Genomic DNA, 14,910 nt, shown 5'->3' with positions numbered 1-14,910 from the left:
CTAATTTTTTGGGTTCAGTTCAAAAGATAGTCTTTTTATTTTTTTCCAAAAAGCTTTGAGAAAAAGCCACCTTTTTGTTCAGTATTTTCTTGTCTCTGAGCATTGGCGCTTTTTTGTTCTTGAATTAATCGTATAGTACGCATTAACTTTTCGTCACGTTCCTCTAAGCGCTTATTGATTCTATCGAAATTATCCTGACTTTGTTTAGCCACCGCAGTAAAGAATTCCATATTTTGTTTTGTTAATTCTTCAGTCACTTTAGCTGTAACTTCCTTAGTAATTTTTTCAGTCAAAACTTCTATAAAGTCTAGATTGACCTGCTGTGCTTTAACTAATGAAGTTTCTTTTGGTTCACCATCACTGTCAACATCTTCAGCATAAACATTTCGAATAACCGTCGGATCCATATCTAAAAACCCAACAATTTCGTGCTTTTTCTTTGACTCAGAATAATAATGTTTAATCTTTTTTACTGTATCAATACTATCCTCATGAACATATTTAAGTTGGCGTTCTTTTTTTATGTTCAAGTACTCATCAAAATCGTTCAACCATCTACGAAGAGTACTTTCAGGAATGTCAAGCATGGTTGCTACTTCAGATACGCGATAATAAGCATCGCTTAACTGTTTATCAATCATTTGCTCACCACCTAACTATATGATGCTTGTCCTATATACATTATATAAAAAATCTATAGAAACTAAAAGAATACCTTTATAGATTGCATAAAATATCATGTTTTTAACGTTTGATCACTCAACCATTCATTGGTTTTCATATCAAAATTCCTATGTCATTGAGCAGTGATTGATCGGGTGAGCTTATTTTATTACTCAATATTTACAAAATCAGCACATCATCGAAGTAATTAATCTACTCTTATGCCAATTAATTTTTACATATTTTTAATTACAAATAAGAGTTATTAGGTAAAAATAAAGGGATTTATTATCGTAAATATTACGTTAATTTAACCCTTTATTATTTCAGTTTATATTACGGCTAATATTTCGGAAGTATTTAGAGTCTTGATATTAAAAGGTTATTGATAAAAACGTAGATATATATTATAGTTAATACATAAGATACTTCGGAAGTATATTCCGAAGTATCTACGGTGATTATATCGGGACTAAATCCCTTAATATTTTTATTGCTTTTTGTATCTATACATAAATTTTTCTTTTTATTAAAGGTGGTATGAAATTAGTGTCTAATATATCAATGAGCAGCAATGAAATTATTGATGTACTCTGTGAGAATTTAAATGACGGTATTTGGGCTCTACGTGTCCTATATGCTGAGGGAGCAATGCACAAGGAAAGACTTTGGGATTGTATCAATCAGTATCATAAAGAATATCAAATTGAGAATGAAAAAGATTATGAAGGAAAAAAGATACTTCCATCGCGATATTCTTTGGATATTATGACTGCACGACTTGAAGGGGCAGGGTTGATATCTTTTAAACTATTTGGACGCGTTCGAGTTTACGAAGTAACAGATCTAGGTAATGTTTTGATCAAAAAACTAGAAAAAAGAAAAAAGAGTTGAGAAAAACAACTAAAATATATACTTGAGGGAGGATATACATATGGCAGGCAATTTTTCAGAAATCGAAAGCCAAGGAAATATTAGTTTGAAATTTGGATTCTTAGGACTAGGTATGGGTGGATGCGCAATCGCAGCGGAGTGTGCAAATAAAGAAACTCAAATTAAAAATAACAAATACCCATATCGTGCGATTCTCGTTAATACAAATAGTCAAGATTTTAACAAAATTGAGATTAAAAACGCGGGAAATGTACGTAAAATACAGTTAGAAGGATATGAGCAGGGTGCAGCTCGTAATCCACAGATTGGTGAGGAAGCATTTGTAAAGCATAAAACAAAGATTTTCGAAGCGGTTAAGCAGGAATTTGAAGATCGTGATTTCATTTGGATTACTTGTGGTCTTGGTGGAGGAACAGGAACTGGAGCTCTATTAAAGGCAATTGAAATGCTATATGAACATGATTACAATTTTGGTTTATTACTGACTTTACCACGTGATGCAGAGGCTTTAAAAGTATTAGAAAACGCAACTTCACGCATTCGTAGTATTGCTATGAACCAAGAAGCTTTTGGTTCAATTGTATTAATAGATAACGCTAAACTATATAGAAAATTTGAAGCGGAAAATCCAAGTACTTTAGCAAACGAATATACTAGCTATAGTAACAAATATATTGCTGATGCATTACATGAGATTAATCTAGTTACTTCATCATTTACACCGTTTTCAGATACACATTTTGATGCGAGTGAATTTGCTCAAGTAATTAATACACCAGGCGTTTTATCATTAGCAAAACTAGAACTAAAATCAAATCAATTAGACACTGAAAACCCACTAGGTTACTTAACTCAATTAGGGAACGCACTAGAAAAAGGTGTTTTATACGATACAGAAAGAGAAGAGTTAGAAAGTGCTAAAAAGAGCGCACTTTCTATTGTTACATCACCGCTACGAGCAGGTCGATTATATAACTTCTCTTTCCTTAACCAAATGGAAAACTTCTTAAAAGAACGAACTCCATATGTAGATGAACGTCCTATAGCTCCATATGTTAATAAACATACAGCGAAAAAAGAAGAGGATATAGTAAAATTCTATTCAGTTGTTGCAGGACTACCACTGCCAAAACGTGTGAGTGATATTATTGATGAGATTACGAGAATTAAAGAAGAACGTGAGCAAGCTAATTCTAAGAAATCAAATGCTGTTCTAAATAAACTTTTTACATTTGATGATTCAGTACAACAAGAAAAACCTATAAAGAAAAAATTGAATTTTGGTGCTGAACCTGAAGTGAAAGTTGCTGACGATTCACAACCAGCAAAGAAGAAATTATCATTCTAAACAAAAGACCGACAAATATAATTTTTGTCGGTCTTTTTCTATTCCAATAGCAATAAAAAACTAAAATGAACAAATAAGATATCTATTATATTCTTTGCATGTTTAACACGGCTTTATATATTAAATAAATTGTTCGGTTAACACGGTTCTGGTGCAAAGAATGAACAGAGATTACATAAGACATGGATTCCTAACAGAATCAGTTCTTATGCTGTCAATCCAAACAAATGCTGGATACATGTATTCTGATTTTTGACAGACTGCACCCTTAATTTGAGTTGTTCTTTTTTGACCATATGCATGGCCTCTATTCCAGCGATCATTTTTGTAGCAACTCGTAATGATTTTAATCCAAGCATATTCCGAATACGTTTTTTAATAAACCGGTGGTCTTGTTCAATGATGTTGTTTACATATTTTTTTACTCGAAGTGGCATACCATGTGGTATGTACTTTTCACCTTTTAATTCCCGTATTCCAACAGGATAGCTTTATCACCATCCACAGTTATGATACAAGGTTTTGCGACATGACAAAAAGCCAAAGCCTTCTTTAGAAAGCGCTTGGCAGCCTTTGCATCTCGTTTCCTACTCAAGTAAAAATCAATCGTGTTTCCTTTGGAATCAATTGCACGATATAAATACATGTTCTCACCTTTAATTTTGAGGTATGTTTTATCCACTCTCCAAGAGTCATCCGTTGGTTTCAAATGTTTGCGAATTCGCCCATTTAATTCAGGCCCATATTGATGTACCCAACGCATAATCGTTGTATGAGCAATGGATAAACCACGCTCTTCCATCATTTCCACTAAATCCGCAAGCTTATGTTGTACCGTAGGTACTAACGTACAGTTAATAAAATGATGTCTGGTTGATAATCCTCCCACTTAAATACATTCTTTTTTTCTATATGGATCACGTACCTTTTTTAGATTCATACTATCAGCATGTCCAAGTTTGAGAAACCATTTTCATATACTTCACATTTTTTGCACCAGAACCTTTATAATTGAAGGATGAAAACAGAAGACTACAAGGAAAACTGTATGAACAAATATAATGAAACAAGACTCTTACCTCGTGGATATGACTACAAAGTAAGAGCCTTGTTTTTTCAATTCATTTTAGTCTTGATTTGTCGAAAGGGAGCAATAAGAAAAACACATCGTGAAAAATCCTTATAAATAAGATTGTTCGGTTATCTTCAAAAATACATTTCAAAATATATACAATTACATTGACATGTTTCAAATATTATTGAGCTGTATTTTGAAACAGAAAATTCTAGTTTTTCAGCCGTTTCATAAAGTTGTACTTTTTAATAAATTAAGCCAAATCCACCATTTCTGATATTTGAGAAAAATATCTAAATTATGAAATGTTGTGATAACGAATAGCTATTTTCATAATTTTTATGGTGTGAAATCATAGTGCATGAGTTCTGTGTCACTTTCTTGAACTGTGATATATTTACAGATATCTAACAATACACTTTAATTTATTAGTATAAATAGATTTCTAAAAATGAGCACACTTATCTATGTTAAAGGACCTAGTCTTGTTAACCTTACTTGAACATTATTATAATTAGCTTGAATATTTAATTCTGCAGATGTTGTTACCGTTGCTGAAGAATAAGTTCCAAAATTAATAAATTTCACTATATCTCCAACATTTAAAGAAACTTGACCATTACAGATTGTTTGTTCTCCAGGATTTGCACGCATAGTAGTCGCGACGGAATTTACATTATTTACAATAACCCTAGCGTTACCGACACCACTTGTTCTTGCTAAAACTACATATCCATCTACTAGATAAATTCCCGCAACATTAATTGTAATTTCATTAGCAGCTAATGAAAATGATCCAGGTACTGTTTCTCTGAAAGATTTTAAAGGATAATTATGACCACCTGGAACAACCACAGATCCTGCGCCATTTTCCGTTGAGGAAAAAAACACGCCACTTATTGGAACCTCCAATGGTCCTGGAGGTCCTTCTGGTCCTGGAGGGCCTGGATATCCTTGCTTACCTTTAGGCCCTGGAGGGCCTGGATATCCTTGTTTACCTTTAGGTCCTGGAGGTCCTGGAGGTCCTTCTGGCCCTGGAGGACATACTGGAGGACATTGACATCCACATTGTTGATTATATTGTCCACCACAATGTGTGCATTGCCTTGGATGCCTTGTTATATACTCAAAATGATCATCCTCATACCTTGGGTATTCTTCATATCTAGGTTCTTCTTTATCGCCGTTATAATTCACATTATTGTAATTATTCATCAAAAAGCACCCTTTCACAATTCTTATTTTGAATCTAATACCAAGATATTAGTGAATAATTGATAATATTCATCAATAAGTTCTGCTGTAAAATTAAAAAAATGACTCGATAAGCATAATACAAGAGATATTTTAAAATAAGACAATTCAAAAAAGATATCATTAAATATTGATAGCAAAAATTTAATCATAAGTAGTATAAAAGTAGGTTTTGATCTTCTTCTATATCGTGTATTTTTTTCAATTTCAAGTTTTAATTTATGTACATTTCCTAGATGTTTAGCGCGAATTTCAATAAGCTAATCATTCAATATTTGTGTAATTTGTTTTTTTCTGTGTTTGGACTTCCACAGTATGTTCCCCTTTTCAGAATATATATTATTTCTATATAGATTTTTTATCCATCCTCCGAAAAGGGTTATTAATACAAAATATTCCATATCAATTGTAGACGAATTTAAGTTTCAGCCTTAATTGTTCGATTTATAACATAAACGACCATTTTTATTACACGGATTAGTATCCAGACATGACATCAAGTAAACTAGCAATCTTAACGTAACAAAAATATGTAACAAAATTATTTTGTAACATTTTTGATACAATAAAAATGAAAAAAGGAGGAATTGTATGAAATTTGGATATATGCGAGCGTCCACAATTGATCAAAATTTAGATCGTCAAGAACAGCAATTAAAAGAGGCTGGTTGCGAACGAATCTTTTTTGAAAAAGTAACCGGAGTCAGACGAGACCGTCCTGAGTTAAATCATATGTTAGAGTTTCTACGTCAAGGAGCAAACTTAAAAAGTCTAAAAGAGGCTGGGATTCGTCAAATCGCTATGATTCGTGAATATCGTCAAGCTAAAATATTTAATGACCAAGCGCGTCAAATTATGTTGAATATTACGAAAAGATCTGTGTTGGAAAAGGACGATATCATTAATATTGCAATTGATGAATCAGTCAAGCATAGCTATGAACTCCCTTCTTTTAGCACACTTACAAAAACTGTAGATCATGTACGTGCTGAATTGTATCGTACTATAGCAGATGCTTTAACGATTGAAGAAAGGCAAAAGATAGATCAATTGTTTCAGAGTAGGGACGGTTCTACTTATTCTGATTGGAATGTAGTGAAACAAGATCCTGGACGTCCCACTTTATATCAATTAAGACGCTGGATATATCGAAAAAACTGGCTTAACGAACGGCATGTAGGGTCTAAATTTTTTCAACGTCTCCATATTCCGCCTGCCTCATTATTATCTGTTCAATTTGCAAGTTCGCACAAAAAATCTGAAGGTTCCCTTCAGGAATTGAAAAAAAAAAAGAAAAACAAACTGATAGCTTAATTACGATCCTACATAATACAGTGCTTGTTTTTCAATTCGAAGGATCGATAGAGGAGAAGGTACAAGAATTAGAGAATATAATTGGAGGAGGCTCTGGGCAACGTATATTAGATGACTGTGAAAATCATTTACCTTATGCAGGAAACAATTACTTTTCGTTTGTATGGAAGCATTTAAAACGCAGTCGAGCAGAGTTGATGAAAATATTAGAAACATTAGAACTTAAATCAACAAACCAAAGCAAGGAGTTAGAACAAGCCATTTTATTTTTAGTGAAAAATAAAATGAAGAAATCTGAATGGATTCCTATTATTAACTTGACTCATCAAAGAAACAATGAAAGTGATTCATATGTAACGTCTGCAATTGACCTTTCTTGGATACCTGAATAGTGGTGGCAGTGGATTCGTCCCCATCAGAAACGATTCATCGCCGCCATTTTGAAGCATGTGTTTTTTCTCAAATTTGATTGGAATTAAAGTCTAGAGATTTATATATATAAGGAAGCGATAAATATGCAGATTATCGAAAATAATTATTTTTTTGGAATGAGTATCAAGAAAATATTGCTACTTTTTGCAACCAAGCTGGACTTCCTACAAACGCTCAGGATTTTAAAGCACCAGTTTACAACAAACTAGAAAAAATGGCTAGAAGTGTAGATGTCTCTTTCCAAAAAAACAAAGCTGTTACACTACGTAATGGTGAGCCAGTTATCATAAAACCTAAAAAGAAAAGAGTATCTCCTTTATTAAAAGCCGTGCGAAAACGTATTGATGAAAAAATGGTTCCAATTAATTTATTAGGAGACACAGAATATTGGTTAAATTGGCCCCGTTTTTTCGGCCCGATTTCTGGTCATGATACAAAGTTAGAAAAAACAGCTGAGCGCTATTTAACAACAGCTTTTTGGTACTGATCAATTTCATCTTTTATATTTTTAACAAATTCTACACGTGTTTTTACATATTCAAAAGGGTAAATATATATATTTACCCTTTTGAATGAATCCTCATCTTTATTTGTATAAACCACCGCATAAATATCACAAACATCATCGTCACTTATTAATTCATTATTTTACATTACATATAGACTGCACTCAAATTTATTATCTTGATACCTTTTATGTCTACTTGTTTTTATAGGATGAACTGAGTACAAAGAACGTATATATTCAAAATATCTTTCATCCGTACCTTTCTCGTCCTTATCTAGTTGATTAAAAATGTTTGTTGATTGTTTTATTTTTTCATCCGGCACATCAAAAAGTTTTGCCAATTGTTTTATGCAAACCACAGATGCATTATTTAAAAAATTGTAGAAATCAAATGCACTTCTAGAATATATACCTGTATATAATTTAATTTAATTTGATTCCATTTAAATAATCAACAGTGTCATCAAGTCTATCCATAATAGCACATATTTTATCCCATGCACGTTGCTCACCATCTTTTTTATTTATGGTTATGTATTGCTGCTCGTTTACTTTATTTCTTAGTATTTCAATAATTGTAGGATCAAGACATATTTGAAATACTTCTTTTGTCATCTTAATCTCCTTTCTTTAATTAAATTTTAAGATGCTAATTATTCTTGTTTAGGATTTACGATTTTGTTTCTAAATATTAATAAAATCTTTTTAGGGATATCTTATTTTTAAAACCCATTCTATTTATCAATTCATCATCAGTTAAGCCCTGCTTAATGAGACGTAGAATAAATGTATTCCTCATCTACTGTACAGAAATATGCCTATTTAGCTCCGCTCGTTTCACTTCAAGTCGTATAATACTTGTAAAGCTGCTGCGTATCTTCCATAGTTAAAGAGACAAACCTAGTTGCTCCATTTTCCCTAGGTACCATTAAGATATTTCTAGCAAACTGTATATGGCTCATATTAAGCGATACAAGCTTTTGCAAGGACAAACCATAGTTTACTACTAAATTTATAATACAAACGTTTCTATCCATAATAAGAGGGCGATATTTAGCTTGTCTTTCTGTTAACCCTTTGTTGATAGAACAGTTTGTTTTAAAAGCTTTTTTTCCATTTCGGTAATAAAATCATTATCATTTAGTGATTGATCCGGAATTAAAGAGAGATTAATACCATTCAATTGACTAATTATACTTAAAAATATGTGTAACTTTTTTAAAACACCCCATATTCTATGTCTTATTTTCTGAGAATATTTACGCTTGTTTTTTAACCCAGAGAAATGCGTCTGATAGTCTGCTTCAGAAAGTGCATTCCATCATTTGATATGAAAAAGTATTTCATTTACGTCTAACCACTTAAAAAAATCCAATCTCATTATAGGTATTCATTTTTATGTAAGTCGAATCTTTTAGTACAGTTATGTTTAATTACCATTATCACAACTAATTTTACATATATTTCTAGTTAGGTCTGGCATTTTATTAACAATCATACTAGTAATAATAAAATCTATTATAAATATATATCTTATATATTAAAAAGAAATAAAGATAAAACTATTATAGGTTATAAAAATAGGGGAAAGATCTACTCCCACAAGGGAAAATTTGATTTTAAAGCATAAAAAATCATAAATGGTAGAAAATGTATCCGTAGATTCAAGGATTATTAGACTTTTAATTCTACAAAAAAGCAGAAAGGAATTATTATATTTCTACATGAAATCGGAAATAATTTGATACTAGTTGTAGTATATATATTCAACCACGTAAATAGAACTTGTTTTACTTATTTTGGTGATTAAGTTGGTTTCAATCGTCTAATTATCCACATTTTATTCAGATAAGGCTACTATTTGTTAACATTACTCACTATTTACACATAGCTCACATTATTATTGATGATTTTTATTAGATAAATACAACAACATTAGTAATTACAATGGTTTTAGAAAGATTATATTCACATTGAACCATATTTGTCCGCATATCCACTATTTATATAATTTTCCTTTTGATTTTTTGTAGGTATTATAAGATAGGTTTTAATAGATTAGAAGAATACTCCCTGATATTATGTGGAGAGTTATATATTGCTAGAATTGAATTTGTATAGAATTGCATAAAAAAAACTCCATTTTATATGAAGTTCTTTCGATTTGGTATTTATAAGTAGAGTAGCAGAAATGGATTACTAATCATAGAAACACGAATAGCCCTCTATTTTCGATTTTTTCAAAAATAGAGAGCTTATTACTATTATTTTATTTCCATTGCGTTTAGCACCTGATCTGGAGCTGTTATTGTTATTCCAGCACGTACTAAACGTTCGAAGGTACGCATAAACTCTAGTAAATTAAACTGCTTTGGCAGTTCAATAACACGAAGTTTTTCTTGTGGCAGCTTATCAATTGCCTCGATAAACCATTCACGAACATCACTTGGAATCGTGCGTTCTTTATGCCCACGAACTTTTAGTTTTTCACGTATTTCAATTTCTAAAGCGATATATGCATGGAGATTAACACCCTGATCATATGCATATTTTCTAAATAACGTTTCTTCCTGGTATTTTAGATAATTACGGTGATAAGACTCTTCCGTCACTGGTACCGCAAACTTCTGCTTCAGTAGTGCATGCACATTTTTAAACATCTTCTTAATGCTATGAAGAGAGTACATAGCATAATGTATACCAAAATTAAAGACAGCTTGCTCACGGCCACTATTGCTCTCTTTTGGTATATGCTGCGCAATAAGAGGATAGATACCTTCTTTTGCTGCTGTATCAAGAATTTGATATTGAGATGTTTGATGCAATAGTTTCTTCAATGTATATACAATTTTCGTTGGATATCCTTCTTTTCGATCAACCATGTCACGTAGTCCTCGAATTACACTGCGAATTTGACGATGACAAGTATGCTTTAATACATGAATGAATTTATTCATGTCTGCAGACAGTTCGCCGATATTCATCTCTTGTAGGACTGCTTCGATAAATTTAGCTTTTCGAGCATAGGTAGCTTTTGGTGTAAATGGATCCCTATGTAGTTCTTCTCCAGCTTCTTTCGAACATAAGAAGTCTGAATGGATAGACAGATATAATGTCGTATATCGTTTTGTATGCTTTACACCTTTTTGCATTTTACAAATTTCGAATAGGGGATTCCCTGTACATGGTAATGCAGTTGTTAATTCTTCGATAACCGCACGGATTTGATGCGGGTATTTTTTATGTAAGAAACGATACATTCCGCCAAAGTGAGTTTTGTTTCCTCTTTCGTCCTGCTTGTCCAAAGAACGCTTTAATGTTGTTTCTGTATGTTGTTGCATTGCGATATCTAAGAATAGCTTCTTAGCCGCTACAGATAGCTTAAAGAAATCCTTTGTAAATACAACAGGACTAATATATACGTAAGGATTTGCTTTTTCTGTTTTCTCATTCATAAAATGAGTCAGTTTAATTGTATATCGGCCATCTACGCCGTTTTCAATAGAGATTATGTTATGTAAGCTTAATTTTTTCAAAGCGATATAGAATTGAGAATGCTGAATGTATGCAAGCTCTTCTTTATATTGCTTGTAATCTTCCCACATCATATGTATTGTTACATTTGGAATGACACCATTTGTATAGCATTTTTTATGTAGGTACAAGAATACTTCAAGATCTGCATTCGTAATACCGTATAATTTATGTTTTCGTCCGGTTTTTTCTGCAAGTGCAGATATTGCACGACGTGAAAAAGATGGCTTGGCTTTTTCAACAAATCCTTCTACGTCAGCAATACGTTTTTCGTATGTCATGTGCTGCAGAATATCTTCTAAATATGTATCTTTATAGCTGTAGTACTTCTCTTCAAATGTTTCCACAAATTTTTGCCAAGATTTTATGGTTACTAGCACAGCATTGGTTGTTTCCCCATTTAAGCTACGTTGATTTCGTATTACAAATGATTTCCCCATTTTTTCACCTCCGTTCTACAAATTCAGAAATACATGCCAAAAGACTATAAAATATTCCAATTTTGATTATAGCAAAATGAAAAATGTTGAAAGGTGCCCCTTTAAGAGGAATTTTTAAAACATGAAACACGTTATAAACTCAATGATTATAAGGGATCGGGGAATCTATGAAAAAAAAATTGTGTTAAGGATATGGTAAAAAACGTTTCATGTCTTAATTGTATAAACACATTAATGAAACACGAGAAGATTGTTGATATATATAGGGTTAAGGAGAATTATTTATAATTTTAGGTCAAGGATATGGCAAAAGTGTTTCATGTTTTTATCATAGGTCGTTCATTAGGGAAAGATACTGTAAATCCCTTGATATAAAGGGTTATAGGAGAAAATGTAATAACTTTAAGGTCAAGGATATGGTAAAATGCGTTTCGTGTTTTGATTTTTATAAGGTCAAGGATATGGCAAAAGTGTTTCATATTTAATATATAATGAAATTATCGGGGGTATAAGATAAAATGTTGGTACATAAGGGTTTATGTCTGTTTCATATATGTATTCAGGTCAAGGATATGGCAAAAAAAATTTGTTAAAATTCGAAGGTTTTATGTATTAAAATAAAGATGAACTGTTGATATCTATGGGTTTATAAGGTATTGGAAAAATTTTTGTATTACGTATTTAAATTAATTGATGTCTTATGTTTTCAGGTTTAGGTTAAGGGTATGGCTAATTTCTTTCAAATAAATAGTAAAGAATTTAGTGTATATGCGGTATAAATTCTATTCAAATGAACATTTTATGAGAATATGGGAACGATTAGATAAAAATGTTTCATATTTATAGTGAAGGTTCACTATATGGTAAAAAGTGTTTCATCTCTTAATTTATTAGATTGATTGAAGACCTATTGAAAACTAATGTATAATTAATGTTATTTTCTGTTGTAAATAAAGAAAAATCGTGTTAGTACTGCTTGAATATAACTAAAGCTGGAAAAAATAATTGTTTACATATATGTATTAGATTAAATGTTTGTTTGAAAGAAAATACGGAAGGAGTGAAAATGTGGAGAGATTAACACAACTGTTTACAGATGCATTATTAATATCTGAGCCCTTATATGGAAATAATAAAGTAGTTTGGAACAAATGGACTGCCTATAGTTCAGATGTAGAAAAAGATAATACTAAGGTTGTGACTTCTCAATATGTTTCCCCATCTTTTTCGGCATTAGTATTATGGTTGAGTAAAAAGAATGAAGAAGGAATTACTTCGTTACAAATCGGTATTAAGTTAAAAGAGTATAAAGATGAAATTCATGCAACTATTGAAAAGGTATTAGAAGACGAGTTTAAAAATGCTAATAAGTTTAATGATGGAACAATCATCCAGGAAGACGTAAATGAAGATGAACCAGTTGATAAAGAATATTTTGAAGTTAATAATTCTGCAGTTTATTTTAAATTACGTGATGGAATCTCTAAAAATTACTTTGAAGAAGACGCAGGTATGGGTGTAAAATCTTACCCTATTGAAACAAAGGAAAGTAATGCAATAGCTCAGCTCTCTTCTCACAGAGATGAAGATTTAAAGCTTATTAAAGATGATGAAGCATCTCGTTGGAATACTTTGGTGAATGATGTAATGAGCAATATGGATGATCTGACAGCTGATGTATTGGACTCCATTACCATCCAGTGGCTAGCACAAGCAAAATCCCCAGATGAATTCATAGAATTTTCATATGAGCAAGTATTGGATATGTGCAATGTACCAAAAAAGAAAGTAAGTAAAGGAGAGTACTACAGACCTGAAGATAAAATTAAGGTTGCTAAGCGTATTGCAGCACTAGCAAGTATCTTCATTTATTTAAATGATGATAATGAAGTAGTAGTCTTAAATGAAGAAAATGAACATGATGAAAAATATAAAGTAAAGAGAGAAGTTGTCAAACGGTTATTTGTCTTGGATTCAGTTGTATTATGGAGACACAATACAACAAATGAATATATGGGCATTGAATCTTGCCGTATCAAACCAGGGAGTTTTTTAACAAGTTATTTATATGGTTCAAATAATACCACAGCATTATTATCTAAAAAGGCACTTGAGTATAATAGTTATCGACATAAATATCATAAACGTTTAATTCGTTATCTAACATGGCAGTGGAAAATACGACAAATATATTCAACTTTGAAGCGACCATACTCCATTGGGGGAGATAAAGGCTTATTAGCTGTTATGGCAATCCCGCTCACATGGAAACCGAGTCGGATTAGAGAACACATAGAGAATGTTCTTACTGACTTAGAAAAAGAGAACGTAATTTCTAAGTGGGAGTATACAATATCATTAGATGAAGAACGTTTTAATAAGAAGAATTGGTTTAAAGATTATTGGGTGAATTTAAATATTACTATACTTCCACCGGAAGAATTAATTAAGTCAATGTATAATTTACCTAAGAAAAAAACACTAGAGTTAGAAAATAATACTGAAGCATCTGTAGAGTATTTTGAAAGGGCTAAGGATGTTCTTAATATGTCCCCCAAAAAAAATAGTGAAGAGCTTAATAGATTTGATGAAGAGGCTGTTCGAGAGAAAATACTTAAACAACGCAAAGTTGATAATAAATCTATACGAGAATTAGCAAAAGAAATAAGAATATCGGCACCTACATTATCTAGATTTTGTAACAGAGAAACCAAGCGGCTATCTGCAAATGCAGTTGAAAAAATGTCTAAGTGGTATGAGAGACAAGGAATATTAGAAAAAATGTAGTGATCAACCAGATTATTAAAGAGGAAAAAACATTTTGTAGGATGTTTTTTCTCTTTTTTATTATGCCTGTTTCTGAATAATGATTTATATATGGTTTTTATGCGGTTCTGGTGTAAATAATGAACAAAGACTACAAAAGACATAGATTCCGAATGGAATCCACTCTTAAGCAGTCTGTCCAAAATCAAAATTGATGAATACATCTATTTTGATTTTGGACAGACTGCTCCCTTAAGTTGCTTTGTCTTTTTTTGATCATATGCATGGCTTCTATTCCAGCAATCATTTTTTTAGTTGTTTGCCATGATTTCACTCCAAGTATATTCCGAATACGTTTTTTAATAAACCGGTGGTCTTGTTCAATTATGTTGTTTACATATTTTTTTACTCGAAGTGGCATACCATGTGGTATGCACTTTTCATCTTTTAATTCCCGTATCGCAACGGGATACGCTTTATCACCATCCACAGTTATGATACAAGGTTTTGCGACATGACAAAAAGCCAAAGCCTTCTTTAGATAGCCTTTGCATCTCGCTTCCTACTCAAGTAAAAATCAATCGTGTTTCCTTTGGAATCAATTGCAAGATATAAATACATGTTCTCACCTTTAATTTTGAGGTATGTTTCATCCACTCTCCAAGAATCATTCGTGGGTTTT

Annotated in this window: 9 protein-coding genes and 4 pseudogenes; 6 read left to right on the top strand and 7 right to left on the bottom strand. The window is 31.8% G+C overall.

Going from position 1 to position 14,910, the window contains the following annotated elements; all coding sequences use genetic code 11:
• Positions 1–35 precede the first annotated feature (35 nt).
• Positions 36–641, bottom strand: a complete 606-nt coding sequence (locus tag MHH27_RS29810) for a MerR family transcriptional regulator (RefSeq protein ID WP_340945348.1) — start codon at positions 639–641, stop codon at positions 36–38.
• A gap of 586 nt (positions 642–1,227) precedes the next feature.
• On the opposite strand from MHH27_RS29810, the gene MHH27_RS29805 reads away from it, so the two are divergent.
• Positions 1,228–1,557, top strand: a complete 330-nt coding sequence (locus MHH27_RS29805; protein WP_340945571.1) for a cell division protein FtsZ — start codon at positions 1,228–1,230, stop codon at positions 1,555–1,557.
• Between the two features lie 40 nt (positions 1,558–1,597).
• Positions 1,598–2,905, top strand: coding sequence for a plasmid replication protein RepX (gene repX / locus MHH27_RS29800; protein ID WP_340945345.1), 1,308 nt, complete (start codon positions 1,598–1,600; stop codon positions 2,903–2,905).
• Between the two features lie 206 nt (positions 2,906–3,111).
• Here repX and MHH27_RS29795 read toward each other — a convergent pair.
• Together MHH27_RS29795 and MHH27_RS29790 are read right to left on the bottom strand one after the other, a co-directional pair.
• Positions 3,112–3,817: pseudogene (locus MHH27_RS29795) on the bottom strand (IS6 family transposase).
• Between the two features lie 628 nt (positions 3,818–4,445).
• Positions 4,446–5,195, bottom strand: a complete 750-nt coding sequence (locus MHH27_RS29790) for a hypothetical protein (RefSeq protein ID WP_340945343.1) — start codon at positions 5,193–5,195, stop codon at positions 4,446–4,448.
• A 630-nt stretch (positions 5,196–5,825) separates the two neighbouring features.
• Here MHH27_RS29790 and MHH27_RS29785 point away from each other — a divergent pair.
• The 3 genes and pseudogenes from MHH27_RS29785 to MHH27_RS29775 all read left to right on the top strand — a co-directional run.
• Positions 5,826–5,990: pseudogene (locus MHH27_RS29785) on the top strand (recombinase family protein); the annotation flags it as partial.
• Positions 5,991–6,568: 578 nt separating this feature from the next.
• Entirely contained in the window at positions 6,569–6,940 is a 372-nt protein-coding gene (locus tag MHH27_RS29780) for a hypothetical protein (protein WP_340945339.1), read from the top strand.
• Positions 6,941–7,194: 254 nt separating this feature from the next.
• Positions 7,195–7,467: a hypothetical protein gene (locus tag MHH27_RS29775; RefSeq protein WP_340945336.1), complete on the top strand. Its 273-nt coding sequence runs from the start codon at positions 7,195–7,197 to the stop codon at positions 7,465–7,467.
• A 444-nt stretch (positions 7,468–7,911) separates the two neighbouring features.
• On the opposite strand, the gene MHH27_RS29770 is transcribed toward MHH27_RS29775, so the two are convergent.
• The 3 genes and pseudogenes from MHH27_RS29770 to MHH27_RS29760 all read right to left on the bottom strand — a co-directional run bounded on the left by MHH27_RS29770 (position 7,912) and on the right by MHH27_RS29760 (position 11,462).
• Positions 7,912–8,103: a hypothetical protein gene (locus tag MHH27_RS29770; protein WP_340945333.1), complete on the bottom strand. Its 192-nt coding sequence runs from the start codon at positions 8,101–8,103 to the stop codon at positions 7,912–7,914.
• 76 nt (positions 8,104–8,179) lie between these two features.
• A pseudogene (locus MHH27_RS29765) lies at positions 8,180–8,860 on the bottom strand (integrase); the annotation flags it as partial.
• 892 nt (positions 8,861–9,752) lie between these two features.
• The gene (locus MHH27_RS29760) at positions 9,753–11,462 is read right to left on the bottom strand and encodes a hypothetical protein (RefSeq protein ID WP_340945330.1); all 1,710 of its coding nucleotides are present in this window, start codon (positions 11,460–11,462) and stop codon (positions 9,753–9,755) included.
• 1,068 nt (positions 11,463–12,530) lie between these two features.
• On the opposite strand from MHH27_RS29760, the gene MHH27_RS29755 reads away from it, so the two are divergent.
• Positions 12,531–14,249, top strand: coding sequence for a helix-turn-helix domain-containing protein (locus MHH27_RS29755; protein WP_340945327.1), 1,719 nt, complete (start codon positions 12,531–12,533; stop codon positions 14,247–14,249).
• A gap of 184 nt (positions 14,250–14,433) precedes the next feature.
• On the opposite strand, the pseudogene MHH27_RS29750 reads toward MHH27_RS29755, so the two are convergent.
• Positions 14,434–14,910, bottom strand: a pseudogene (locus MHH27_RS29750) (IS6 family transposase); the annotation flags it as partial.

This window comes from Bacillus sp. FSL L8-0152 (genome assembly GCF_038006365.1).
Taxonomy (GTDB): domain Bacteria; phylum Bacillota; class Bacilli; order Bacillales; family Bacillaceae_G; genus Bacillus_A; species Bacillus_A cereus.
The sequence above is the reverse complement of the archived record's forward strand: the minus strand, read 5'-3'. Positions and strand labels throughout refer to the sequence as shown.

Coding starts and splice junctions, on each gene's coding strand:
- MHH27_RS29770 (WP_340945333.1), bottom strand. CDS start 8,103: ATGACAAAAGAAGTATTTCAAATATGTCTTGATCCTACAATTATTGAA.
- MHH27_RS29760 (WP_340945330.1), bottom strand. CDS start 11,462: ATGGGGAAATCATTTGTAATACGAAATCAACGTAGCTTAAATGGGGAA.
- MHH27_RS29775 (WP_340945336.1), top strand. CDS start 7,195: ATGGCTAGAAGTGTAGATGTCTCTTTCCAAAAAAACAAAGCTGTTACA.
- MHH27_RS29790 (WP_340945343.1), bottom strand. CDS start 5,195: ATGAATAATTACAATAATGTGAATTATAACGGCGATAAAGAAGAACCT.
- MHH27_RS29810 (WP_340945348.1), bottom strand. CDS start 641: ATGATTGATAAACAGTTAAGCGATGCTTATTATCGCGTATCTGAAGTA.
- repX (WP_340945345.1), top strand. CDS start 1,598: ATGGCAGGCAATTTTTCAGAAATCGAAAGCCAAGGAAATATTAGTTTG.
- MHH27_RS29805 (WP_340945571.1), top strand. CDS start 1,228: ATGAGCAGCAATGAAATTATTGATGTACTCTGTGAGAATTTAAATGAC.